The sequence below is a fragment of the Streptomyces sp. NPDC048751 genome (assembly GCF_043198595.1).
In the GTDB taxonomy this organism is placed as follows: domain Bacteria; phylum Actinomycetota; class Actinomycetes; order Streptomycetales; family Streptomycetaceae; genus Streptomyces.
Window position 1 is genome coordinate 399,834 of the sequence record NZ_JBICUX010000004.1, and the last position, 22,123, is coordinate 421,956.

The following is a 22,123-nucleotide window of genomic DNA, read 5'->3' on the forward strand; positions in this document are numbered from 1 at the left end:
TGGGACCATGTCGATGACGCGTCCCCGCCAAGGCAGGCCCCGGCACACGCCGCCGTCCGACCCCGGCACCTCCGCCCGGGAACAGATCCTCGACGCCGCCGGGGCGCTCTTCGTCGAACGTGGGATCGCCAGTACCAGCACGCGGATGATCGCCGAGCGGGTGGGCATCAGGCAGGCCTCGATCTACTACCACTTCGCCACCAAGGAGGAGATCCTCGCCGAGCTGCTGGCCACGTCCGTGCGGCCCAGTCTGGAGATGGTGGAGCGGATCCGGGCGCTGGTGCCCGAGCGGGCGAGTCCGGCCGCGGCGCTCTACGCGGTGGCCGCGATGGACGTCCGCACCCTCTGCCGCACTCCGTACAACATCGGCACGCTCTATCTGCTGCCGGAAGTGCGAGCCGAGCGGTTCGACGCCTTCCGGATCGAGCGGGGCCGACTGCAGGAGAACTACGGCACCCTCGGCGCCCTGGCCGCGGCCGAGGGCGTCGCCCGCAGCGTGCCCGCCGAGCGGATCGGCGAACTGCTGATCCAGTTGGTGGAAGTCGTCATTCAGATACGGCGGTCCCGTGAGGCGGACGCGGCCGACACGGATGCCATCGCGTCGTCGTGCCTGCGGCTGTGCGGGCTCGACGAGTCGGCGGTGACCGCCGCCAGGGACGAGGCACGGGCCCTGCTGAGCCGCGTGGCGTGACCGGCGGCTCACCCGGGCGAACGGAGCGCGCGCCCTGCCGCACGGAGGGCCCGGCCCGGGTCGCCCGCACCCGGAAAGCCCGAGGCACCCGGTGTTTCCGAGCCGAGGCCCCGCTGAGCCCTCGTCCCCCGGGCGAGGCCGGTCCTGCGCCTGGGATCAGCCCGGCCCCGGATCGCCGGTACGGGACGCGGTGGCCGCTGATCGGGAGCCGACCAGGAGCAGGCACAGCACTGCGACGCCGGCGACGATGCCCGCGAGGAGGAGCAGCGGATCGAGGGGCCGGACCGCGGAGGCATCGCTCTGGGCGGCCACGGCGGGTTGCGTCGGCGCCGGGGACGCCTCGGACCCCGCGGCGGCCGAAGGCGAGGGCGAGGGCGAGGGCGAGTCGTGCGCCTCGGCTGCGGCCATGCCGCTGTGGTCGGCGTGGGGGGCGGACGCGGTCGTGCTGCGGCGCTGTGCCGCGGGACGACCGGCGTCGGGGGCGGATGTGGCGTGCTGGTGGGCTGTCGGGTGTGCGGTGGGAGGGGGCGCCGCCGCGGCCTTCACGACGAGCTGTGCGGTCATGCCCGGGTGCACGGTGCAGACGTAGCCGTAGGTGCCCGGCGTGGTGAAGGTGTGGCTCCAGGTGCCGCCCTTGTTCAGCATCGGAGAGTGGAGGGACGCGGGACCTGAGGTGGTCTTCACGTCGTGGGGCGCCTGGTCCTGGTTGGTCCAGGTGACGGTGTCCCCTGCGGCGATGGTGAGGGAGCGCGGGCTGAACGCGTAGCCCGACATGAGGACTTGGTGGGCGGTGGCCGCGTGGGCCGGGGGGACGGCACCGGGCAGGACGGTGACGGCGCCGGTCATGAAGAGGGCGGCAAGCAGCCCGCGCAGGAGGGTCAGGCGGGGCATGTGAACTCCGCGGCGACGAGCAGCCGTATGCGGTCTGCGGGACGGACGGGGGACAGGGTGAGGCCGGTCGTACGGCGGAGAGGGCTGTACGGGAGTCGTAGAGCGCCGAGGACGAGAAGCTGGTCGTCCGCGCGGTCGACGACACGCAGGGTGAACTCTGCCGGTACGAATGCGTCGGCGTCGTCGTCCCAGGCGAGTTCGCCGGGCACGTTCAGGCGGGAGCCGTCGGCCTCCGGCGTGATGCTCGTACTGACGAACCGGAGGGTTCTGTCCCGCAGCGGCCGGCCGGTCAGCTTCAGCCTCAGGACGCAGTCCTCGGCGTCGGGCGCGACCATGAGGCCGGCCTGCTCGGCGGTCAGGCGTCGGCGCAGGGTCGGCAACGGGCCCAGGCGAGCGGTCAGTTCGACGATGCAGCGGCCCGGCGCCGCGGTGTAGGTGCCGGGAAGGGGAAGCCAGGAGGGTCCGGGCCGTGGCGGGGGAAGGACGGCGGTGGGAAGGGTTTCGGTGGTCATCTCGGGCACCTCGGTGGGCGGGCGGAGTGACGGGGGACGACAATGGTCCGGTGGCGGGCCGGCCGACTGCGACTCGGCCGGCCCGCCACCTTGTTGCCGGACTCGGTCAGCAGGAGTTGGTGAGGTAATCCGTGGTGGGTGCGAGCATGTGCTCGGCCCAGACGGTGTGCATCTTCACGTAGGCGTCGGGGTTGAGGATGTCCGCGACCTGCTGGCCCAGCGACTCCTCCAGGTGCGCGGAGTTGATGTGCTGGAGCAGCACGCCGAGGGTGTCGTCGGTGACACTGCCGCTGCCGTTCACGGCCGGGGTGAGGATGGACTCCACCCAGACGGTGTGCATCTTGATGTAGCTGTCGAGCTGGAGCGCGTCCTGGACCTGCTGGCCCAAAGGCTCCTCCAGGTGGGCCTTGTTGAGGTGCTGGAGGATCGGCAGCAGGACCTGCTGGACGCTGACGCACTGCTCGTCACCGCCGTGGCCACCGCCGCTGGTGCCGCCGGAGCCGCTGCCCCCGCTGGTCGAACCGCCGGTGGAACCGCCCGTCGAACCGCCGGTGGAACCACCCGTCGAACCGCCGGTGGAACCACCCGTCGAACCGCCGGTCGAACCACCCGTCGAACCGCCGGTGGAACCACCCGTCGAACCGCCGGTCGAACCTCCGGTCGAGCCGCCCGTCGAGCCCCCGCTGGAGCCGCCCGTGGAGCCGCCGCTGGAGCCGCCCGTGCTGCCGCCGCTGCCGCCGGCGACCACGGTGATCGAGGCCGTCATGTCCGGGTGCACCGCGCAGTAGTACTCGTACGTGCCGGCCTTGGTGAAGGTGTACGACCAGCTGTCGCCCTTGTTCAGCGTCCCCGAGTCGAATTTGGCCGGGCCGCTGGTGGTGGTGACCGTGTGCGGAGCGGTGTCCTCGTTGACCCACTTCACCGTCTGGCCGACCTGCACCGTCAGCTTCGGCTGGGTGAACTTGTAGCCCTTGATCTCAATGGTGTAGTCGGCCGCCTTGGTGCCAGCGGCGGCCGGCTGCGCCTCGCCCGCCATCGAGTGTGCCTCGGCCGCCGGTGCGGCCGTCTGCGGGGCCGCGGCCCCGCTGGACGCCTGGAGCAGACCGAAGCAGGCCACGGCCGCTGTACCGGCGCCGAGGCCGGTCGCGAGCAGTAGCCGGTTGCCCACTCGAGAGCGCCGGTGGCGCTGTGGCGATACGGAGGCGGTGTCGTCAGTGTGCATGGTGGTACGTCTCCTTGTGAGGTGAGAGGGATGGCAGGGCGCTGGTCAGCGGCCGGGGGCGGAGGTGACCAGCAGACTCGTCGCGGCCAGGACGACGAGGACGAGCCCCGTCTCGGCCGCGACGGAGTACACGAAGGGCCGTACGGTGGCGCGGTCCCCGCGCAGGAGTACGGCGATGTCGAGCCGCGTCCGGACCCAGCCGCGGCTGCGTCGGGCGATCAGCAGAACGGCGGCCAGTACGGCGAGTTTGAGCAGGAGCAGCCTGCCGTAGCCGGTGTCGACGAGCGCGTCGAACGAGCCGACCACCTGCCAGGTCAGCACCGCCCCGGCCAGCACGATGGCCGCGACCGACACCCCGGCCAGAACGGCATAGCCGGACACCGTGGCCGACAGTTCCTCCGGGCGGCGCCTCGGCAGCACGCCCAGCAGCAGGAGCATCAGCCCACCCAGCCACAGCGAGACGCCGAGCAGATGGACCAGGTCCGCGACCTCGCCCCAACCAGGGTGCGTGCCCTCGGCGTTGTGGCCGGTCATGCCGGTGGTGCGCAGCAGCCCGAGACCGACCGCGAGGGCGCCGACCCGCCAGCCCGGCGATCGTGCGGCCCGTTCGCCGCCTTGCAGCAGCGCGGCCAGGACGACGGCCGCGAGCACCCACAGCAGCACTCGGCAGGCGGCCACGACGCCGACCTCGGTGTTCAACAGGTCGGTGTAGGTGGATGGTCGGAGTACGTCGTCGAAGGTGCCCATGGTTCCGTACGCACCCTGCAGGCCGGGGGCGAGGAGGCTCGCCGCGAGGCCCGCGGTCCAGGAGAGCGTGAGGAGGCGGCGGGTACGGCGGTCCTGGGAGCCCTGGGGCCAGAGCAGCGCGAGGAACGCGATTCCGCCGACGTAGAGGGCGAGGGCGAGGTAGCCGGCCCATCGGGTGGCCACCCAGGCCGTGCGCACCGCCTCGGACTCCTGCGCAGCGGCCGGTACGTCGTCGGAGTCGGCCGCGCCGGCGGCCTGGGCCTTCGCCTTCCCCTTCGCGGCGAGCGGGAAGGACAGGGTGCCGGATGTCGCATGACCGTCCTCCATGTCAAGGACATGCCAAGAAAGGGTCAAGCGGCTTTGAACTGCGGCCTTCGGTACGGCGACCTCGACAACGTTCCCCTTGCTGTCGCCGTGCACGGCCCGGGCTACGGGCAACTGCCGGTCGTCGGCGGTGACATGGACGTCGGCGAGGTCGACGGGCTCACTGAAGACCAGCCGCACGGTGGTGGGCGTACGGGTGAGGCGGGAGCCCGCCTTCGGGGAGGACGACTCCAGTTCGGTGTGCGCGGACGCGGCGGGCGCGGTGAGCAGCACGACGGCGAGAGCGGTCAGGGCGGTGAGGAGCCGGGGCAGGAGACGGCTTGTCACGGAAGCACCCCCGCCAGGACCGAGGGTGAGGCGGCCACCCCGACGCACAGGCCGTCCGGGGAGGGGGACGACGAGGGCGAAGGGGACGGCGACGCAGACGCGGCGATTCCTGTCAGGCCGTCCAGCAGACCGGTCACCTGGGTGAGAGTGCCGCTCAACAACGGCTGGACGAGGCGCACTTCGCCCTCGTCGCACTGGTCCGAGGGGGTGGGCGGAACCGAGTCCGTCGCGGAGGCGGAAGGCGCGGGCGTCGGACCGTGTCCGGTGCCTGCCCCGCCCGTACCGTGGCCCTCATGCCCGGCAGCGGACGGCGTTTCGACGGTGATCGGGATCCCGGCGTCACCACCCCCGGTCCAGGAGTCGCCCACCGGACCGGCGCCCGTGTCTCCGGCCGGCACCCCGGAATCACCGGACCCCGAGCCGTCGGCAGGGCCGGACGACCTGGACGGTGCCCCGGCAGCCGGAGGTGCGGCGGTGTCGACTGTCGTGGGGGTCGGCGCGCCGAGGCCGGAGGCGTACCCGATGACGACGACCACCGCCGCGACGAGCGTTCCGGCGACGATCTCGTCGCGATGGTCGCCCGGCCAGGACGCCCTGGCGAACAAGGACATGGGCCCTCCAGAGGCTGTGCGTGAACCGCAATGCCGAGGAGTGCACCAGAAACAACGATTCCCGATGGCTACGCATTAGTTAATCGGCGGTTTCGTTGCCTCACTTTGAGCCGGGTGTGGTCTGTGAGGTCGGATTTCCTCGCCCTAATGCACGCATTGCATTCCGTGAAGGAATAGAAGAGTACGTGAATTCGAACAGGCGGGGCATTTTATGGGAACCGGCGCTGCAGCGGACTGACGGAGGCCATCGCGAGAACGGGCCGTACCGCCACTCCCGCCCCGAGGCCCTCTTTCGCACAGCGGCCCCCACCCCTCATCCTGACTCGCGAGGGGAGGGGGAGCACATGGGGGAACACATGCGGGACAGCACAAGAGTGACGCGGCGGGCCGGGCTGAGAACCGTGGCGGCGGCCGCGATCGCGTTACCCCTGGTCGGATCGGTACGGGCGGCGGCCTCGCGGCACGAGGACACACCGCTGGAGGTCATGACGTTCAACCTCCGCTTCGCGAGCACCTCCGAGCCCAACAGCTGGAGGGTCCGCCGCCCGGTGATGCGGACACTGTTGCGGCGGGCGGCCCCGCACGTCATCGGCACCCAGGAGGGGGTCTACCAGCAGCTGCGGGACCTCGCCTCCGACCTCGGACCGCACTACGACTGGATCGGCACCGGCCGCGTCCGGGGCAGCCACGACGAGTCCATGGCGGTCTTCTTCGACACGCGCCGCCTCGCCCCTGTCGAGTACGACCACTTCTGGCTCTCCGACACACCGGAGGCCATCGGCTCCAACACCTGGGGCGGGGCCCACGCCCGCATGGTCACCTGGGTCCGCTTCCGCGACCTGCGCGCCGACGGACAGCAGCTCTACGTCCTCAACACGCACCTCGACAACGCGAGCGCGTACGCACGCAGGCGCGGTGCCGCGCTGATCGCCGAACGGATCAAGGGGTTCGACCGCTCCCTGCCCGTCGTGGTGACCGGCGACTTCAACGTCCCCGCCCACGGGGACCAGGTCTACGACACGCTGCTCGGCGCCGGTCTCGTCGACACCTGGGACGCGGCCGAGGAGCGCGGCCCGGCGTACGGGACGTTCCACGCGTACAAGCCTCTGACACCCGACGGCCACCGCATCGACTGGATCCTGACGACGCGCGGGGTGACCGCACATCGGGCGTGGGTCGACACCTGCTCCCGCGACGGCCAGTTCCCGAGCGACCACCTCCCGGTGCGGGCGTCGCTGAGCCTGGGGTGAGATCCCACATGACCGAGGCCGGGATGTACGAGGCCCCCGTGACCGGCGCGGTCACGGGGGCCTCGTGCAGCCTGGCGGTGATCAGCCCTTGCGGGTGTTGATCTCGTCGGTGAGCTGGGGGACGACGTCGAAGAGGTCGCCGACGACGCCGTAGTCGACCAGGTCGAAGATCGGGGCCTCGGCGTCCTTGTTGATCGCCACGATCGTCTTGGAGGTCTGCATGCCGGCGCGGTGCTGGATCGCGCCGGAGATGCCGGAGGCGATGTACAGCTGCGGGGAGACGCTCTTGCCGGTCTGGCCGACCTGGTTGGTGTGCGGGTACCAGCCCGCGTCCACCGCGGCACGCGAGGCACCGACGGCCGCACCGAGGGAGTCGGCGAGGGACTCGATGATCGAGAAGTTCTCGGCACCGTTGACACCGCGGCCGCCGGACACCACGATCGCGGCCTCGGTCAGCTCCGGACGCCCGGTCGACTCACGCGGGGTGCGGCCGGTGACCTTGGTACCGGTGGCGAGCGCGCCGAAGGTCACGGACAGGGCCTCGACCGCGCCGGCGGCCGGGGCGGCCTCCACGGCGGCGCTGTTGGGCTTGACCGTGATGACCGGGGTGCCCTTGATGACGCGGGACTTGGTGGTGAAGGACGCGGCGAACACCGACTGGGTGGCCACCGGGCCCTCGTCGCCGGCCTCCAGGTCGACGGCGTCGGTGATGATGCCGGAGCCGATGCGCAGCGCGAGACGGGCGGCGATCTCCTTGCCCTCCGCGGAGGAGGGGACCAGTACCGCGGCCGGGGAGACGGCCTCGTAGGCGGCCTGCAGGGCGTCCACCTTCGGGACGACCAGGTAGTCGGCGTACTCGGACGCCTCGTGGGTCAGCACCTTCACGGCGCCGTGCTCGGCGAGGGCGGCGGCGGTGTTGCCCGCGCCGGCACCGAGGGCGACGGCGACGGGCTCGCCGATGCGACGGGCGAGCGTCAGCAGCTCCAGGGTGGGCTTGCGGACGGCACCGTCCACGTGGTCGACGTAGACGAGGACTTCAGCCATGGGATTGCTCTCCTGCGTACGAAACTTGAGGGGCGGTCAGCTGGGGGCTCAGATGAACTTCTGGCCCGCGAGGAACTCAGCGAGCTGCTTGCCGCCCTCGCCCTCGTCCTTGACGATCGTGCCGGCGGTGCGGGCCGGGCGCTCGGCCGCGGTGTCGACCTTGGTGCGGGCGCCGTCGAGGCCGACCTCCTCGGCGTCGATCTCCAGGTCGGACAGGTCCCAGGACTCCACCGGCTTCTTCTTGGCGGCCATGATGCCCTTGAAGGACGGGTAACGCGCCTCACCCGACTGGTCGGTGACGGACACGACGGCCGGCAGGGAGGCCTCCAGCTGCTCGGAGGCGGCGTCGCCGTCACGGCGGCCCTTGACCGTGCCGTCCTCGACGGAGACCTCGGAGAGCAGGGTGACCTGCGGGACGCCCAGGCGCTCGGCGACCAGTGCGGGCAGGACGCCCATGGTGCCGTCGGTGGAGGCCATGCCGGAGACGACCAGGTCGTAGCCGGCCTTCTCGATCGCCTTGGCGAGCACCAGGGAGGTGCCGATGGCGTCGGTACCGTGCAGGTCGTCGTCCTCGACGTGGATCGCCTTGTCGGCGCCCATGGACAGCGCCTTGCGCAGCGCGTCCTTGGCGTCCTCGGGGCCCACGGTGAGGACGGTGATCTCCACGTCGTCGTCGGAGTTCTCGGAGATCTGCAGCGCCTGCTCGACCGCGTACTCGTCGAGCTCGGAGAGCAGACCGTCCACGTCGTCCCGGTCGACGGTCAGGTCATCGGCGAAGTGCCGGTCGCCAGTGGCGTCGGGCACGTACTTCACAGTGACAACGATCCTCAAGCTCACGCCGGCTCTCCTACTGCATCGTCTAAATTTCGGCTGCCTGCTTGCAGGCAGCATAGGCGCCACAAGCGGCCGATCCCGGTCGGGGCGACCCGCGCTCCGAACGAAATATTACTCGCCAGTACACCTAGCTGGTTCCCGCTAAGCAAGCGCTTTGAACTGTGACCTTTGCAACGCAGCGTAACCGGAACTCGACGTTCGCGCAGGACAGCGGGCGCGTGATCAATCCCGCAGAGCGGTGAACCGGCCCTGGTGGTACAGAAGCGGACGACCCGCGCCCGTGGGATCGCCGAGGACGACCTCCGCCAGTACGACGCGATGGTCCCCCGCGGGCACCCGCGCGACGACCCGGCACACCAGCCAGGCGAGCACGTCGTCGAGAACCGGAACACCCTCGGGGCCCTCGGTCCAGGCGGTGGGCGCGCCGAATCGGTCGGCGCCGCTCCGGGCGAAGGTGGCGGCCAGTTCCTGCTGGTGCTCGCCGAGCACGTGCACGCCGACATGGTCGGCCCCGGATATCGCCGGCCAGCTGGAGGCACCCGTGCTGATGCCGAACGAGATCACCGGGGGCTCGGCGGAGACGGAGGTGAGCGAGGTGGCGGTGAAGCCGACGGGGCCGTTCTCGCCGCGCGCGGTGATCACGGCGACTCCGGCCGCGTGCCGCCGGAAGGCGGAGCGCAGGAGGTCGGGAGAGGCGAGCTGAAAGGTTCCGAGGGCGGGCGTGGCCGTCATGGAGTTGTCCTTCTGCGTGAGGAGGCGTCGGGGTCCGTGGCTGCTCAGCAGCCCGGACAGCACTCGGTCGCGCGGCGGACGGAGGGCACCTGGCGACCGCGGCCCCGCCCGGGGAGAAGGAGTTCCGTAGGCATACGGCCAGGCTGATGACCCGTGGCCCGTGCAGTCAAGTTCGTCCCGTCATCTGGGAGATGCCTCACCGTGCCTGTCGCGGGCCTCACACCGCCTCCCCCAGCGCCGCGATCACGTCGGCCTTGCGGGGCTGGCCGGTGGCGCGTCGCACCACCCGGCCCTGGGCGTCGAGGACCAGCACGGTGGGCGTCTTGAGGATCTCGAGTTCACGGACGAGGTCGAGGTGCGCCTCGGCGTCGATCTCGACGTGCGTGACTCCCGGGACGAGGCCGGCCACCTCACCGAGGATCCGCCGGGTGGCCCGGCAGGGCGCGCAGAAGGCGCTGGAGAACTGCACGAGTGTGGCACGCTCCCCGAGTTGCCCGCCCCACGCGGCTGCCTGCAGCCGTTTTCCGTCGTCGCGCCCGCGCACCTTCACCCTCCCGCTCCGTCGCCGATGCAGCACTCCGAAGGCGCTCGCCGCCGCGAGCACCGCCACGCACACCACGAGTCCGGTCATCATCCGGTCAGCGTTCACGAGACTGCAAAGATTCCCGACTCCCCGAACGGTTTCAGCCAGGCGATGCTTGATCCATGGACATCGATGCGAGGGGGCCGCGCTTCGGCGCGGCCGTGACGACCGTGGTCCTCGCGGTCGTGCTGATCACCGGGAGCGCCTGGCTCCTCGCCTGGCAGACGCTGGCGTTCGCGCTCGGCGCCGCAGGTGGGGTGGGCCGTTCGCCGTACGGCCGGCTCTTCAAGACGGTGGTGCGTCCCCGGATCGGGCCGCCGACCGAGTTCGAGGCGCCCGAACCGCCGCGCTTCGCGCAGGCGGTGGGGCTCGTCTTCGCGGGCGTGGGCCTCGTGGGTTTCTCGGTGGGGCCCGAGTGGCTGGGACTCGCCGCCACCGGAGCGGCGTTGGCGGCCGCTTTCCTCAATGCCGCGTTCGGGTACTGCCTGGGGTGCGAGATGTACCTGCTCGTCCGGCGAGCAACGGTACGCGCGGAGTAAAGAGGGACCCAAACACCGAGGTGGATCAAGGGGCGACGTGACGAGGATCTCGCGCCGCGCGGGCACCAGGACTGGCTACCCGGCCGTTCTTCGGGCACGATCTGCGAGATGCCGTAAACCTACGGCTGCGTAACTTTCTCGCCGGGAGCCCCTCCCCCGGCGGAGAGAAGGAAGGGTCCACCTCCGCCCATGGCAGAACTCGTCTACCGCCCCGTCGTCGGTCTCGCGCTCACGTTGTTCAAGGCGTGGGACCTCAAGATCGACTGCAGGGGATCGGAGAACATCCCGCGCTCGGGCGGCGCCGTGCTGGTGAGCAATCACATCAGCTACCTGGACTTCATCTTCAACGGCCTGGCGGCGCTCCCGCAGAAACGTCTCGTTCGCTTCATGGCGAAGGAGTCCGTCTTCCGGCACAAGATCTCGGGTCCGCTGATGCGCGGGATGAAGCACATCCCCGTGGACCGCAACCAGGGCGAGGCGGCCTACCAGCACGCGTTGGACTCGCTGCGCTCCGGCGAGATCGTGGGGGTCTTCCCGGAGGCCACGATCTCGCAGTCGTTCACGCTGAAGAGCTTCAAGTCGGGTGCCGCGCGGATGGCCCAGGAGGCGGGCGTCCCGCTGATCCCCATGGCGGTGTGGGGCACACAGCGGCTGTGGACCAAGGGCCACCCGCGCAACTTCAAGCGCAGCCACACCCCGGTCACCATCCGGGTCGGCGAGGCGGTCGAGGCCTCCAAGGACAAGTACGCGGGCGTGATCACCCGGCAGTTGCGCGAGCGCGTCCAGGAGTTGCTGGAGGCCGCCCAGCGCGCCTACCCGGTGCGCCCCAAGGACGCCAACGACACCTGGTGGATGCCGGCCCATCTGGGTGGCACGGCGCCGACGCCGGAACAGGTCCGCGCGGCCGAGGCACGCTGACCCACCTCACCCCAGGGGTCGGGAGGCCTCAGGAGGCGGGTTCCCGGACGTCGATACGCGCTCCGGGGCTGAACTTCTCCAGCAGTTCCGCGAGTTCACCGGCGGCCGCCCGGAGGTCGGCGACCGGCATCGGCGCCATGCCCTCCAGCAGGAAGACGGCCGAGACGCTCTCCTCGGTGAGCCGGGTGCGCGGGCCCTGCCGCCAGTTCCAGCGCCGGCAGGTCACGCCCGCCTCGTCGCACCACACCACCTCGCCCGCGTCCGGGTGTTCGACGACCTCCTCGCCACCGGCGACGGTCACGAAGTCCTCGTCACCGACCGCGCGCACGAGTCGCATGCCGCCCTGAATGCGGTCGATGTCCTCGCCGCCGACGGGGATCAGGTGGGCCACGCTGATGGCGTTGTACAGGTCGACGAGGAGGTTGATGCGGGGCAACCCGCCCTCGGACAGGGCCCGCTTGGCCAGCGCCTCGGCCGAGTTGCGCGTACGGGACGGCTTCGCGCCGAACGCCGTGTAGGCCTGGCGCCAGGCGGCCATGTGCGGGTCCTCGTGCGGGGCGCGCCCGTCCAGGCGTGCGGCGAGCCGTCGGGCGGCGTCGTCGAGGAGCGCGGAACCGGCGTCGGTGCTGGGTCCGTTGACGAGTCCGTGCGCCTCGACGGCGACGTGGGTGAAGCCGGGGGCGAGGGCGCGCACCTCGTCGGACACGGTCAGGGGGAGGGTCATCGTCTGCCTCAGAGTGCGGTGGGGAGGGTCTGCCAGAGGTACGGCCGGTCAGGGGCGGCCTTGAGGGCGCTCAGAACGGCCGGGTGAGGTTCAGCGTACAGGACTGGGTAGTCCATCTCATTGGACTCCGGATCAGGGAGGAAGGCCAGCCGCTCCCCTTCCAGCGAGAACTGTGCGTCCACCCCCGGCTTGTTGCCCCGCGGGTCCTGCCGGTGCCAGGCCCCGTTGAACCGCACGGCGACCAGGCCGTGCACCACATCGAACCTCTGGTAGCACAGCGCGGTCGGGATGTCCTCGGCCCGCAGCAGGGCGGCGAGCGCGTGCGCCTTGGCATAGCAGATGCCGGTGCCCTGTTCCAGCACGTCGGAGGCGCGCCAGGTGACACGCGGGTCGCCGACGTCCTGGGAGTGCGGGATGGCGTCCCGTACGAACTCGAACGCCAGGCGCGCATAGGCATACGAGTCCTCGGCATCCTTCGCCAGGCGCGCGGCCGTGGCCCGCACGCACGGATGTCCGTGGTCGATGACGTCGTCAGCGGCCAAGTAGGCCGAAAGGTCGGGGGTTTGCTGGATCAGCTCCATGCCCGAAGAGCATAGAAACGCGATCACCCGGGAGTCAATGACTTTTCAGGTGATCGCATATCTATGCATGCTCTTCGGGGCGGGTGTCAGCGGGCCATCTCCTCCTTGAGCGCCGCGACGAACGCGTCCACGTCGTCCTCCGTCGTGTCGAAGGCGCACATCCAGCGCACGACACCGGCGGCCTCGTCCCAGAAGTAGAACCGGAACCGCTTCTGCAGGCGGAGGCTCACGTCGTGCGGGAGGCGGGCGAAGACACCGTTGGCCTGCACCGGGTAGAGGATCTCCACGCCGTGCACCGCGCGTACGCCCTCGGCCAGCCGCTGGGCCATCTCGTTGGAGTGACGGGCGTTGCGCAGCCAGAGGTCCTTGGCGAGCAGGGCCTCCAGCTGCACCGACACGAAGCGCATCTTGGAGGCGAGCTGCATGGACAGCTTGCGCAGGTGCTTCATGTGGCGGACGGCGTCCTGGTTGATGACGACGACGGCCTCGCCCAGCAGCGCGCCGTTCTTCGTCCCGCCCAGGGAGAGGATGTCGACCCCTACGGCGTTGGTGAACGTCCGCATGGGGACGTTCAGCGAGGCCGCCGCGTTGGCTATCCGGGAGCCGTCGAGGTGGACCTTCATGCCGTGCGCGTGGGCGTGCTCGCAGATGGCGCGGATCTCTTCGGGCGTGTAGAGGGTGCCCAGCTCGGTGCTCTGGGTGATGGAGACCACCTGCGGCATCGCCCGGTGCTCGTCCTCCCAGCCCCAGGCCTGCCGGTCGATCAGCTCGGGGGTGAGCTTGCCGTCGGGTGTGGGCACGGTGAGCAGCTTCAGGCCGCCCATGCGCTCCGGGGCGCCGCCCTCGTCGACGTTGACATGTGCGCTCTCGGCGCAGATCACCGCGCCCCAGCGGTCGGTGACGGCCTGGAGCGCGACGACGTTGGCGCCGGTGCCGTTGAAGACCGGGAACGCCTCCGCCGTGGATCCGAAGTGGCTGCGGATGATCCGCTGGAGGTTCTCGGTGTAGTCGTCCTCGCCGTACGCGACCTGGTGCCCGCCGTTGGCCAGGGCCAGGGCGGCGAGCACCTCCGGGTGGACCCCGGCGTAGTTGTCACTGGCGAAACCGCGGACCTCCGGGTCGTGATGACGACGCGCGTCGGTCTTCGGGGGGTTCACGGCTTCTCGGTCAGCCACAGACGGTTTCCGTTCACTTCGGCGGCGGGCTTCTCCCAGACCTCGGCGATGGCCTCGGCCAGGTCGTTGACGTCCGTGAAGCCCGCGAACTTCGCGTTGGGGCGCTCCGCGCGCATCGCGTCGTGCACCAGCGCCTTCACCACCAGGATGGCAGCCGCGGACGTCGGCCCCCCGGCGCCCCCGGCCTTGCGGAAGGCGTCGGCCAGCGCCAGCGTCCACGCCTCGGCGGCGGCCTTGGCGGCGGCGTACGAGGCGTTGCCCGCGGTCGGATTCGTCGCGCCGGCGGCGCTGATCAGCACGTACCGCCCGCGGTCGCTCTGCTGGAGCGCGTCGTAGAAGGCCAGCGACGTGTGCTGGACGGTGCGGATCAACAGCAGTTCGAGGAAGTCCCAGTCGTCCAGGCTGGTCTTGATGAACGTCTCGCTGCCGCGCCAACCGCCGACGAGGTGGACGAGACCGTCGACACGGCCGTAGTCCTTCTCGATGTGTGCGGCCCACTCGCGGGTGGACTGCAGGTCGAGCAGGTCGACCGGCTCGCCCGTGACGCTGGCGCCGCCGGAGGCGTAGCGGGCCGCGTCCACGGCCTCCGCGAGCCGCTCGGGGTCGTTGTCCGCCCCGACGACGGTCGCCCCGGCCTCGGCCAGGCGCAGCAGCGCGGCCCGGCCCGCCGGTCCGCCCGCGCCCGCCACCGCGATCACCGCACCGCTGAGAGCCCCGTTCCCCACCATGTTCCTCGCCTCCTGAGCAGTGTCGTGTGCAGGGTCGCTCACGCGGCGACCGCTTCGGCGCTGTCCGCGGTGATGCCCTTGGTGGAGGCGATCACGTTCTTCAGCTTCTTGGACAGTGCCTCATAGAACATGCTCAGCGGAAACTCGTCCGGAAGCACGTCATCGACGAGCTTGCGCGGCGGCCGGCTCAGGTCCAGGGCGTCCGGGCCCTTGGCCCACGTGGAGCCGGGGTGTGGGGCGAGGTAGGTGGCGACGAGCTCGTACCCGGCGAACCAGTGGACGAGCTTGGGGCGGTCGATGCCGTCGCGGTAGAGCTTCTCGATCTCGGCGCACAGCTCGTTGGTGACCTGCGGGGCGCGCTGCCAGTCGATGAACAGCTTGTTGTCGGTCCAGCGCACGACGTCGTGCTTGTGCAGGTACGCGAAGAGGAGCTGGCCGCCGAGGCCGTCGTAGTTGCGCACCCGCTCGCCGGTGACCGGGAAGCGGAACATGCGGTCGAAGAGCACCGCGTACTGCACGTCACGGGCCTGCGGGACGCCGTCCGCCTCCAGCTTCACGGCCTCCTTGAAGGCGGTGAGGTCACAGCGCAGCTCCTCCAGGCCGTACATCCAGAACGGCTGGCGCTGCTTGATCATGAACGGGTCGAACGGCAGGTCGCCGTGGCTGTGGGTGCGGTCGTGGACCATGTCCCACAGGACGAAGGCCTCCTCGCAGCGCTTCTGGTCGTGGACCATGGCGGCGATGTCCTCGGGCAGCTCCATGCCCAGGATGTCGACGGCGGCGTCGGTGACGCGGCGGAAGCGGGCGGCCTCGCGGTCGCAGAAGATACCGCCCCAGCTGAAGCGTTCGGGGGCCTCGCGCACGGCGATGGTCTCGGGGAACAGGACGGCCGAGTTGGTGTCGTAGCCGGCCGTGAAGTCCTCGAACGTGATGCCGCAGAACAGCGGGTTGTCGAAGCGGGTGCGCTCCAGCTCGGCCAGCCAGTCCGGCCAGACCATGCGCAGCACGACCGCCTCGAGGTTGCGGTCGGGGTTGCCGTTCTGCGTGTACATCGGGAAGACGACCAGGTGCTGGAGGCCGTCCCGGCGGTCCGCGGCGGGCTGGAAGGCCAGCAGGGAGTCGAGGAAGTCGGGCACCCGGAAGCCGCCGTCGGCCCAGCGGTGCAGGTCCTTCACGAGCGCCGCGTGGTACTCGGCGTCGTGCGGGAGCAGCGGGGACAGCTCCTCGACGGCGTGCACGACACGCCGGACGGCGAGCTCGGCGTCCGCCGGGTCGGGGGCGCCCTCGGCCTCGAAGTCGATCGACCCGTCCTTCGACTGCCATGGCCGGATCTGCTCCACGGCATCCTTGAGCACGGGCCACGCAGGGTGCTCAACGACCCTGGCCACGGGAGGAACCTGTCCCTCCGAACCCACCTGCACAAGAATTTCCGTCATGTCCCATCCTCCACAGGAGAACCTAGCGTCAGGACACCGTATACATACGACGTTCCTCCCAGCAAGGAAGAGTCCGGGAAATTATCCTGCCCTTCCCCTATCTTCACCGCATTTTTTCCTGCCCGCCATCGCAACGGCAGGTCCTTCCGCTATCGGTCAACGCGGCAGGGACTCGCCCACCCCGGGGTGACGGCTACGACAGGTACCGGCCAGGATCGTTCCGGGTGCCACACGGATGCCCCACGCAGGCACGGGTCCATCGCGGGGCGCGGCCGTTAGGCTGCGGCTCTGTCGCGCGAACGGTGCCGTCCGCTCCGGCCCGGTCCCCGCGCGCGCCGAGCCGCCGTCGACGGAAAGCGAGTCGAACCTTGAATCTCCTTACCATCGGTCATCGCGGAGTCATGGGTGTCGAGCCCGAGAACACCCTCCGTTCGTTCGTCGCCGCCCAGCAGGCCGGCCTCGACGCCATCGAACTGGATCTGCACCTGAGCAAGGACGGCGCCCTCGTCGTCATGCACGACACAGAGGTGGACCGCACGACCGACGGCACGGGGCCGATCGCCGAGAAGACCCTCTCCGAGCTGCGCGCCCTGGACGCGGGGCACGGCGAGCACGTACCGGTCTTCGAGGAGGTGCTGGACGCGGTGCGGGCGCCGCTGCAGGCCGAGATCAAGGACGTGCAGGCGGCCCGGGCGCTGGCGGAGGTCATGATCGGGCGGGATCTGGTCGGCCGCGTCGAGGTGTCCTCGTTCCACGACGAGGCGATCGCCGAGATCGCCCGCCTGGTGCCCGGGGTGCGCACGGCACTCATCGGCAGCCGTTTCGGCACCGACATCGTGGACCGGGCCGTGGCGGTCGGCGCCGCGACCGTCTGCCTCAACATCCGCCGGCTCACCCTGGAGGTCGTCGAGAAGGCACGCAAGGCGGACCTGAGGATCATCGGGTGGGTGGTGAACACGCAGGACCACCTGCGGCTCGTACGGGCCCTGGAGCTGGACGGCGCGACGACCGACTACCCGGAGATCAAGCGCACCGGCCGCTTCACCGCGTGACGCTCACCCGAATTCCTTGACCAGCAGCTCGAACTCCAGGTCGTCGCGCTGCGGAATGCCGAAGCGCTCGTCGCCGTACGGGAACGGGGTCATCCGTCCCGTACGGCGGTAACCGCGCCGCTCGTACCAGGCGATGAGGTCGTCGCGCACCGAGATCACGGTCATGTGCATCTCCGTGACGCCCCAGCTCTCGCGGGCCTGCCGTTCCGCCTCCGCGATGATCACCTTGCCGAGGCCGGCGCCCTGGAGGGTGGGGCTGACCGCGAACATGCCGAAGTAGGCGTGGGTTCCGCGGTGTTCGAGCTGGCAGCAGGCGATGACCCTGCCCTCCCGCTCGACCGTCAGGAGCCGGCTGTCGGGCGACTTGACGACGGCCAGCACCCCTTCGGGGTCCGTCCGCTGCCCGTCCAGGATGTCCGCCTCGGTCGTCCATCCCGCCCGGCTGGTGTCGCCCCGGTACGCCGACTCGATCAACGCGACCAGCGCGTCCACGTCCGCGTCGGTGGCGTCCCGGAACGTCAGTCCGGCGTCGGCGGTGTCGGCGCTCTCAGCGGTCTCAGCAGTCCCCATGGGCGAATCTCCGGTTCTCGGGCACGTCTCGGGCACGTCCCTGGCACCGATGAGGGTAGCGCCGCCACTACGCTCCGGGTGCATGGTGCACGTACTGAGCAGCCGGACCTTGATCCGCCCCACCGACCCCGAGCGGTCCCGTGTGTTCTACGGCGAGCAGTTGGGCCTCGCCGTCCACCGCGAGTTCGGGACGGGAACGGATCGGGGCACCGTCTACTTCCTCGGCGGAGGCTTCCTCGAGGTCTCCGGCCGCTCGGAGACCCCGCCGTCCCCCGCGGTCCGGCTGTGGCTCCAGGTCGCGGACGCGGACGCGGCGCACGACGAGCTGCGGGCCAAGGGGGTCGAGATCGTCCGGCCGCCGGTGAAGGAGCCGTGGGGGCTGATCGAGATGTGGATCGCGGACCCGGACGGAACGCGCATCGTACTGGTGGAGGTCCCGGCCGACCATCCGTTGCGGTACCGGCCGGGAATCTGACACCGACCACCTCACCCCGACCGGTGCTCCCACCCCCGGTCCGTCCGGGTCAGCTCCCGGAAGCCCACACCCGTCAGCCGGTCGATCGCCGGGACGTCGGCTGCGGACTCGTAGGCCAGGAGGCGGTCCGCGGCGCACAGACGGAGCCAGTCGGCGGCGTGGGAGAGCAGGTGGCGCTCCCAGTCCCGGCCAGGGTGGGCGGGATCGACGTGGAGGTTGCCGAGGTCGGCGAGACCGTCGGCGCGGGTCCGGCGTTCCGGACGGGCCAGGGCCGTGTCGACCTCGACGAAGCCGACGGCCCGGCCGCCGTGGTACGCGGTGAAGCGCGTGCCGCACTCCCCGAGCGTGCGCTCCACGGTGACACCCGGCCGGGGCTCCGGCACCGGCAGATCGGCGACCCGGGCGATCAGCAGCACCTCGGTGTCTCCGGTGTGCCGGAAACCGGCACGTTCGTAGAGGGCGCGGATGTGCGGCCACGGCCGGGGCAGCCCGTACACGCCGGGCGCCGGCAGCGCCCCGTCGGCGTACCGGACGCGCACCCGCCAGCGGGCGAGCCGGGCCAGGCAGGCGCTCATCAGCAGGTCGGCGGCCTGTTCGGAGTCCGGCCAGAAGGATGCCGGAGGCCGGTACACGAACCAGTCGACGGCGCCCGCGTCCCGAAAGTTCGCGCCCACGTCGCCGTCGGCCCGGTAGCGGAGCAGGTGGGCCGCCGCGACGACTTGGCCGCGCTGTTCGGCGACGAGCGTCGCCCGCTCGCTGACCCACGGGTCGACGATGAACTCGTCGGGCTGCCGCTCCAGGTCGCTGAGCACGGTGTTCACCGAGACGGAGACGCCGGGGACGACCGCGGCGACGTGCAGGTTGACCAGTTCGGTGAGCTGGTCGCGGTCGTCGCGGCGGAACGGGCGCACCTCGGGCATGCGGGACCTCCGGTCGAGGAAACGGTGTCAGGAGGCCGCCACGCGATGCGGTACGGGGCCGAGGGTACGTCGGTGGCGGCACCGCGCGCGAGGGGGTTTCCTGGAGGGGCCCCCTGTGCGAAGGAGTGCCATGAAGCTCGACGAGCCGGTGACCGGTGGGCCCTGCTGGACCGAGTTGGGGACCACGGATCTGGAGGCGGCGGGGCGCTTCTACGCCGAGCTGTTCGGCTGGCGCCTCGAACGGGACCCGCGGCAGGAGGCGGGCGGCTACACGATCGCGCACCTCGGGGACGCGGCCGTCGCCGCGCTCACGCCGCTGTACCAGGAGTCCCAGCCCGTGGCCTGGAACGTGTCGTTCGCCGTGGCCGACGCGGACGCCGCCGTGCGGCTGGTCGTGGAGGCCGGCGGAAAGGCCCTGGTCGGCCCGATGGACGTGTTCGACGTGGGGCGCTTCGCCGTCGCCCTCGATCCGGGCGGCGCCGCCTTCCAGCTGTGGCAGGCCCGCACGTTCCGCGGTGCCGGGCTGCTCAACGCGCCGGGCTCGCTGGGCTGGGTGGAACTCATGACGCGTGACCCCGCGCGGTCGCGGGACTTCTACACGACGGTGTTCGGCTGGACCGTGAACGCCTCGGAGCACTACACGCAGTGGGGCGTGGCGGGCGCCGACTTCGGCGGAATGATCACGATGGACGACAAGTCCCCGCCCGAGGTGCCGCCGCACTGGCTGCCGTACTTCGCGGCGGAGGACGTGGACGCCTCGGCGGCGACCACGACGGCGGCGGGCGGCGCCGCCCTCATGGAGCCCACCACCATGCCCGGCGGTCGCAGGATCGCGGTCCTGCGGGACCCCCAGGGCGCGGTGTTCGGCGTGTACCGGTCCGGCGACGAGGGCTGACAGACCGTCTCGCCGTCTCGTGTACGGAGGTCTCAGGGGGCCTTGCACCATGAGCGCCCGACCCGCGCGGGCACAGTGCAAGGACCCCTCAGACGCGGAGTCCGCCCAGGCGGCCCTCCAGCTGCCCGAGCAGGGCGCCGAGCAGTCCGGCCAGCTCGTGCTGTCGCTCCGGGTCGAGGCCGGACAGTACGGCGGTCTCGTAGGCGAGTTGCTCGGGCAGGATCGCGTCGACGAGGTCCCGTCCGGCGTCGGTGAGGCGCACGTGGGCGACGCGGCGGTCGCGGGAGTCGCCGCGGCGCTCCACCAGTCCGCGCTCGGTGAGCTGCTTGAGGCGCTTGGTGACGGCGGCCCCGGAGGAGAAGGTCTCGCGGGCCAGTTCGCCGGGCGTCAGCTCGTGCCCGGTGCGCCGCAGCGCGCCGAGCAGGTCGAACTCGGGGCGGGTGAGGCCGGCCCGGCGCAGCGGGGCGTCCTCGGCCTGCTGGAGCAGGGCGGCGCAGCGGTTGACGCGGCCGATGATCTCCATGGGCCCGGTGTCGAGGCCGGGGTGGACGGTCTGCCACTGCCGGACGACGGCGGCGACGGTGTCGTGTCCGGTCGTCGTGTCCGCCTTCGGTGCCGTCATGGCCGTACACCCTCCGTCGTCGTGTTCGTCCGCCGGTCCGGGAGCAGTCCCTGGCGGCGTACCGTCGCGGCGAGCGTACGGTGTGCGGAGCGCTCGGCCGCCACGACCCCCTCCTGGGGCAGGGCACGCTGCCACCACTCCCCCGAGGCGGCGTCAGCGGTGGCGCGCAGGTCGACGAGTGCGGCGGTGAGGGCGCGGCGGGCGGAGTCCAGGGCGGCGGGCGCGGGCTGCCGTTCCGCCAGCAGCCGGGCGGCGTGCTCGCGGGCCCGCTCCACCGCGGTCAGCGCCTGTTCGAGGCGGTCACCCGCACGCCGGTTGGTGACGGCGACGGCGGCGACGAAGCCGACCAGGGCGCCGACGAGGGTGTCCACGAGCCGGTCGGTGATCAGCTGCCCGGAGTCCTGGATCCGGGCGAACTCGGTGACGAGCAGCGCCATGGGGGTCACGCAGACGCTGCCGAGCCAGTAGTTGCGGCTGATCAGGGCCTCGGCACCGAAGTTGAAGGCGAGGCAGCACAGGACGAGCGCCGCCTGGTGGAGGTGGGCGAGCGGGACCACGGCGGCGAAGACGAGGACTCCGACGAGGTTGCCGACGACCCGCTGGACGGCTCGGCTCCAGGTCAGGGCCAGGTTGGCCTGGTAGAGGGAGGCCGCGGTGACCAGCGCCCAGTAGGGGCGGCCGACGCCGAGCGCGAGGGAGGCGTATCCCGCGAGGGCACAGCCGAGGGCGGTGCGCAGGGCGATCGGGGTGAGCGGGCCGAGCCGGCTCCACGACGGACGGGCCGGGCCCGCGAGTTCGGCGTCCACTCCGAGGAGTTCGTCCGCCTCCCCCGCCACCTCCTCCACCCTCGGGACGCGGCCGGTGCCCCGCAGCTCGCCCGCCCACGCGCGCAACCGCGCCGGGTCCGAGTCCGCGGGCGCGGCGAGCGCGACCTCGGCCCGGACGACGAGGCGTTCGAGGGCGCGGCGGGTGGCGGTGTGCGCGCCGGTCGACAGCAGCGACTGCCAGGCGGCCTGCACCGCGGCGGCCGCGGCGGCGCGGGCCCTGTCGTGGCCGTCGCCCTCACCGGTGCCGCACGCCTGCGCGTACGCGGCGGTCGTGTGCAGGGCGTGCGCGGTGGCGCGGCGCTCGGGGCCGTGCGGGCGCAGGAGCCCGGGAGCCATGCCGATGAGCCAGGCCCAGACACCGGTCGCGAGCGCCAGACCCACGTGGGCCGGGACCTGGTCGAGGGTCTGCGGGGCGAACAGCGCGGCGGAGGTGACGAAGGTCAGGACCACGTTGCCGGGCGGCCCGACGCGGGTGGCGTCGCACAGCGTCTTCTGCGCGGCGGCCAGGAGCGCGCCGACGGTGACGAGCAGGACGGCGTTCGTGGTGAGCGCGGCCGCGACCAGGGCGACGGCGAGTCCCGCGGTCATGCCGAGCACCACCCACGCCAGGGCGCGGGCCCGGGCGGCGTAGGGGCGGTTGTGGGCGTACAGCGCGCACAGGGACCCGGCCATCGTGTACATCGCCAGGTCGAGCCGCCCGAGCGCCAGCAGGATCAGGTTCGCCGGGGCGACCGCGGCGACGACGCTCAGGGCCGGCTTGAACCAGATGTCGGAGGGGCGGCCGAGGCGCAGCACGCCGGCGAGCGGGAGACGTCGGGAGGGTGCACTGCTCATGGGACATCATGTTAGCAGGTGTTTTACTCATAAAATATTTGCGAGCGGCGCGCGCGAGC

Annotated in this window: 25 protein-coding genes; 7 read left to right on the forward strand and 18 right to left on the reverse strand. The window is 71.4% G+C overall.

The features are described 5' to 3' along the window. Nucleotides 1-7: 7 nt before the first annotated feature. Nucleotides 8-691, forward strand: a complete 684-nt coding sequence (locus tag ACGFNV_RS16595) for a TetR/AcrR family transcriptional regulator (RefSeq protein WP_393623086.1) — start codon at nt 8-10, stop codon at nt 689-691. Between the two features lie 156 nt (nt 692-847). On the opposite strand, the gene ACGFNV_RS16600 is transcribed toward ACGFNV_RS16595, so the two are convergent. The 5 genes from ACGFNV_RS16600 to ACGFNV_RS16620 all read right to left on the reverse strand — a co-directional run bounded on the left by ACGFNV_RS16600 (nt 848) and on the right by ACGFNV_RS16620 (nt 5,325). Then, a complete protein-coding gene (locus tag ACGFNV_RS16600; RefSeq protein WP_393623088.1) occupies nt 848-1,582 on the reverse strand; it encodes a plastocyanin/azurin family copper-binding protein in 735 nt (244 codons plus the stop codon). Further along, nucleotides 1,570-2,094, reverse strand: coding sequence for a hypothetical protein (locus tag ACGFNV_RS16605; protein ID WP_393623090.1), 525 nt, complete (start codon nt 2,092-2,094; stop codon nt 1,570-1,572). The genes ACGFNV_RS16600 and ACGFNV_RS16605 overlap by 13 nt, the downstream gene beginning before the upstream one ends. A gap of 106 nt (nt 2,095-2,200) precedes the next feature. After that, on the reverse strand, nt 2,201-3,316 hold the full coding sequence (locus ACGFNV_RS16610) for a plastocyanin/azurin family copper-binding protein (protein WP_393623092.1): 1,116 nt from the start codon (nt 3,314-3,316) through the stop codon (nt 2,201-2,203). Nucleotides 3,317-3,361: 45 nt separating this feature from the next. After that, entirely contained in the window at nt 3,362-4,714 is a 1,353-nt protein-coding gene (locus ACGFNV_RS16615; RefSeq protein WP_393623094.1) for a copper resistance CopC/CopD family protein, read from the reverse strand. Further along, on the reverse strand, nt 4,711-5,325 hold the full coding sequence (locus ACGFNV_RS16620) for a hypothetical protein (RefSeq protein ID WP_393623096.1): 615 nt from the start codon (nt 5,323-5,325) through the stop codon (nt 4,711-4,713). Before ACGFNV_RS16620 ends, ACGFNV_RS16615 begins: the two co-directional genes overlap by 4 nt. 356 nt (nt 5,326-5,681) lie before the next feature. Here ACGFNV_RS16620 and ACGFNV_RS16625 point away from each other — a divergent pair, with 356 nt between their 5' ends. Next, the gene (locus ACGFNV_RS16625) at nt 5,682-6,575 is read left to right on the forward strand and encodes an endonuclease/exonuclease/phosphatase family protein (RefSeq protein WP_393623097.1); all 894 of its coding nucleotides are present in this window, start codon (nt 5,682-5,684) and stop codon (nt 6,573-6,575) included. An 81-nt stretch (nt 6,576-6,656) separates the two neighbouring features. Here the strand turns inward: ACGFNV_RS16625 and ACGFNV_RS16630 are convergent, their stop codons facing one another. The 4 genes from ACGFNV_RS16630 to ACGFNV_RS16645 all read right to left on the reverse strand — a co-directional run bounded on the left by ACGFNV_RS16630 (nt 6,657) and on the right by ACGFNV_RS16645 (nt 9,816). Continuing rightward, on the reverse strand, nt 6,657-7,619 hold the full coding sequence (locus ACGFNV_RS16630; protein WP_393623099.1) for an electron transfer flavoprotein subunit alpha/FixB family protein: 963 nt from the start codon (nt 7,617-7,619) through the stop codon (nt 6,657-6,659). A 48-nt stretch (nt 7,620-7,667) separates the two neighbouring features. Further along, on the reverse strand, nt 7,668-8,456 hold the full coding sequence (locus ACGFNV_RS16635) for an electron transfer flavoprotein subunit beta/FixA family protein (RefSeq protein ID WP_133929874.1): 789 nt from the start codon (nt 8,454-8,456) through the stop codon (nt 7,668-7,670). A 219-nt stretch (nt 8,457-8,675) separates the two neighbouring features. Beyond that, nucleotides 8,676-9,185, reverse strand: coding sequence for a flavin reductase family protein (locus ACGFNV_RS16640; protein ID WP_393623101.1), 510 nt, complete (start codon nt 9,183-9,185; stop codon nt 8,676-8,678). A gap of 217 nt (nt 9,186-9,402) precedes the next feature. Continuing rightward, entirely contained in the window at nt 9,403-9,816 is a 414-nt protein-coding gene (locus tag ACGFNV_RS16645) for a TlpA family protein disulfide reductase (RefSeq protein ID WP_393623330.1), read from the reverse strand. A 74-nt stretch (nt 9,817-9,890) separates the two neighbouring features. On the opposite strand from ACGFNV_RS16645, the gene ACGFNV_RS16650 reads away from it, so the two are divergent. Together ACGFNV_RS16650 and ACGFNV_RS16655 are read left to right on the forward strand one after the other, a co-directional pair. Then, nucleotides 9,891-10,307, forward strand: coding sequence for a DUF4395 domain-containing protein (locus ACGFNV_RS16650; protein WP_393623103.1), 417 nt, complete (start codon nt 9,891-9,893; stop codon nt 10,305-10,307). A gap of 189 nt (nt 10,308-10,496) precedes the next feature. Next, nucleotides 10,497-11,225, forward strand: a complete 729-nt coding sequence (locus ACGFNV_RS16655; protein ID WP_393623104.1) for a lysophospholipid acyltransferase family protein — start codon at nt 10,497-10,499, stop codon at nt 11,223-11,225. A gap of 28 nt (nt 11,226-11,253) precedes the next feature. Here ACGFNV_RS16655 and ACGFNV_RS16660 read toward each other — a convergent pair whose 3' ends face one another. The 5 genes from ACGFNV_RS16660 to ACGFNV_RS16680 all read right to left on the reverse strand — a co-directional run bounded on the left by ACGFNV_RS16660 (nt 11,254) and on the right by ACGFNV_RS16680 (nt 15,869). Further along, nucleotides 11,254-11,949, reverse strand: a complete 696-nt coding sequence (locus ACGFNV_RS16660; RefSeq protein WP_393623106.1) for a B3/4 domain-containing protein — start codon at nt 11,947-11,949, stop codon at nt 11,254-11,256. Nucleotides 11,950-11,957: 8 nt separating this feature from the next. Then, a complete protein-coding gene (locus tag ACGFNV_RS16665; protein ID WP_393623108.1) occupies nt 11,958-12,530 on the reverse strand; it encodes a transglutaminase domain-containing protein in 573 nt (190 codons plus the stop codon). 86 nt (nt 12,531-12,616) lie between these two features. After that, nucleotides 12,617-13,687 carry a low specificity L-threonine aldolase gene (locus tag ACGFNV_RS16670; protein ID WP_133929880.1) on the reverse strand — a complete coding sequence of 357 codons (1,071 nt, stop codon included), beginning with the start codon at nt 13,685-13,687 and terminating at the stop codon, nt 12,617-12,619. After that, entirely contained in the window at nt 13,684-14,433 is a 750-nt protein-coding gene (locus ACGFNV_RS16675; protein ID WP_393623110.1) for an SDR family NAD(P)-dependent oxidoreductase, read from the reverse strand. The genes ACGFNV_RS16670 and ACGFNV_RS16675 overlap by 4 nt, the downstream gene beginning before the upstream one ends. Nucleotides 14,434-14,471: 38 nt before the next feature. Next, the gene (locus ACGFNV_RS16680; protein WP_393623112.1) at nt 14,472-15,869 is read right to left on the reverse strand and encodes a DUF6421 family protein; all 1,398 of its coding nucleotides are present in this window, start codon (nt 15,867-15,869) and stop codon (nt 14,472-14,474) included. Nucleotides 15,870-16,237: 368 nt separating this feature from the next. On the opposite strand from ACGFNV_RS16680, the gene ACGFNV_RS16685 reads away from it, so the two are divergent. Then, nucleotides 16,238-16,921 carry a glycerophosphodiester phosphodiesterase gene (locus tag ACGFNV_RS16685; RefSeq protein ID WP_393623114.1) on the forward strand — a complete coding sequence of 228 codons (684 nt, stop codon included), beginning with the start codon at nt 16,238-16,240 and terminating at the stop codon, nt 16,919-16,921. A 3-nt stretch (nt 16,922-16,924) separates the two neighbouring features. Here the strand turns inward: ACGFNV_RS16685 and ACGFNV_RS16690 are convergent, their stop codons facing one another. Further along, nucleotides 16,925-17,491, reverse strand: a complete 567-nt coding sequence (locus ACGFNV_RS16690; protein ID WP_393623116.1) for a GNAT family N-acetyltransferase — start codon at nt 17,489-17,491, stop codon at nt 16,925-16,927. Between the two features lie 82 nt (nt 17,492-17,573). Between ACGFNV_RS16690 and ACGFNV_RS16695 the strand changes: the two genes are divergently transcribed. Next, nucleotides 17,574-17,966, forward strand: coding sequence for a VOC family protein (locus ACGFNV_RS16695; protein ID WP_393623118.1), 393 nt, complete (start codon nt 17,574-17,576; stop codon nt 17,964-17,966). A gap of 11 nt (nt 17,967-17,977) precedes the next feature. Here the strand turns inward: ACGFNV_RS16695 and ACGFNV_RS16700 are convergent, their stop codons facing one another. Beyond that, nucleotides 17,978-18,886: an N-acetyltransferase gene (locus tag ACGFNV_RS16700; RefSeq protein WP_393623119.1), complete on the reverse strand. Its 909-nt coding sequence runs from the start codon at nt 18,884-18,886 to the stop codon at nt 17,978-17,980. A gap of 130 nt (nt 18,887-19,016) precedes the next feature. Here ACGFNV_RS16700 and ACGFNV_RS16705 point away from each other — a divergent pair, with 130 nt between their 5' ends. Beyond that, nucleotides 19,017-19,781 (forward strand): VOC family protein, encoded by a 765-nt coding sequence (locus tag ACGFNV_RS16705; protein WP_393623121.1) that lies wholly within the window; start codon nt 19,017-19,019, stop codon nt 19,779-19,781. 88 nt (nt 19,782-19,869) lie between these two features. Here the strand turns inward: ACGFNV_RS16705 and ACGFNV_RS16710 are convergent, their stop codons facing one another. Together ACGFNV_RS16710 and ACGFNV_RS16715 are read right to left on the reverse strand one after the other, a co-directional pair. Next, a complete protein-coding gene (locus tag ACGFNV_RS16710) occupies nt 19,870-20,403 on the reverse strand; it encodes a MarR family winged helix-turn-helix transcriptional regulator (RefSeq protein ID WP_393623123.1) in 534 nt (177 codons plus the stop codon). Next, entirely contained in the window at nt 20,400-22,064 is a 1,665-nt protein-coding gene (locus ACGFNV_RS16715; RefSeq protein WP_393623125.1) for an FUSC family protein, read from the reverse strand. The genes ACGFNV_RS16710 and ACGFNV_RS16715 overlap by 4 nt, the downstream gene beginning before the upstream one ends. Between the last annotated feature and the right edge of the window lie 59 nt (nt 22,065-22,123).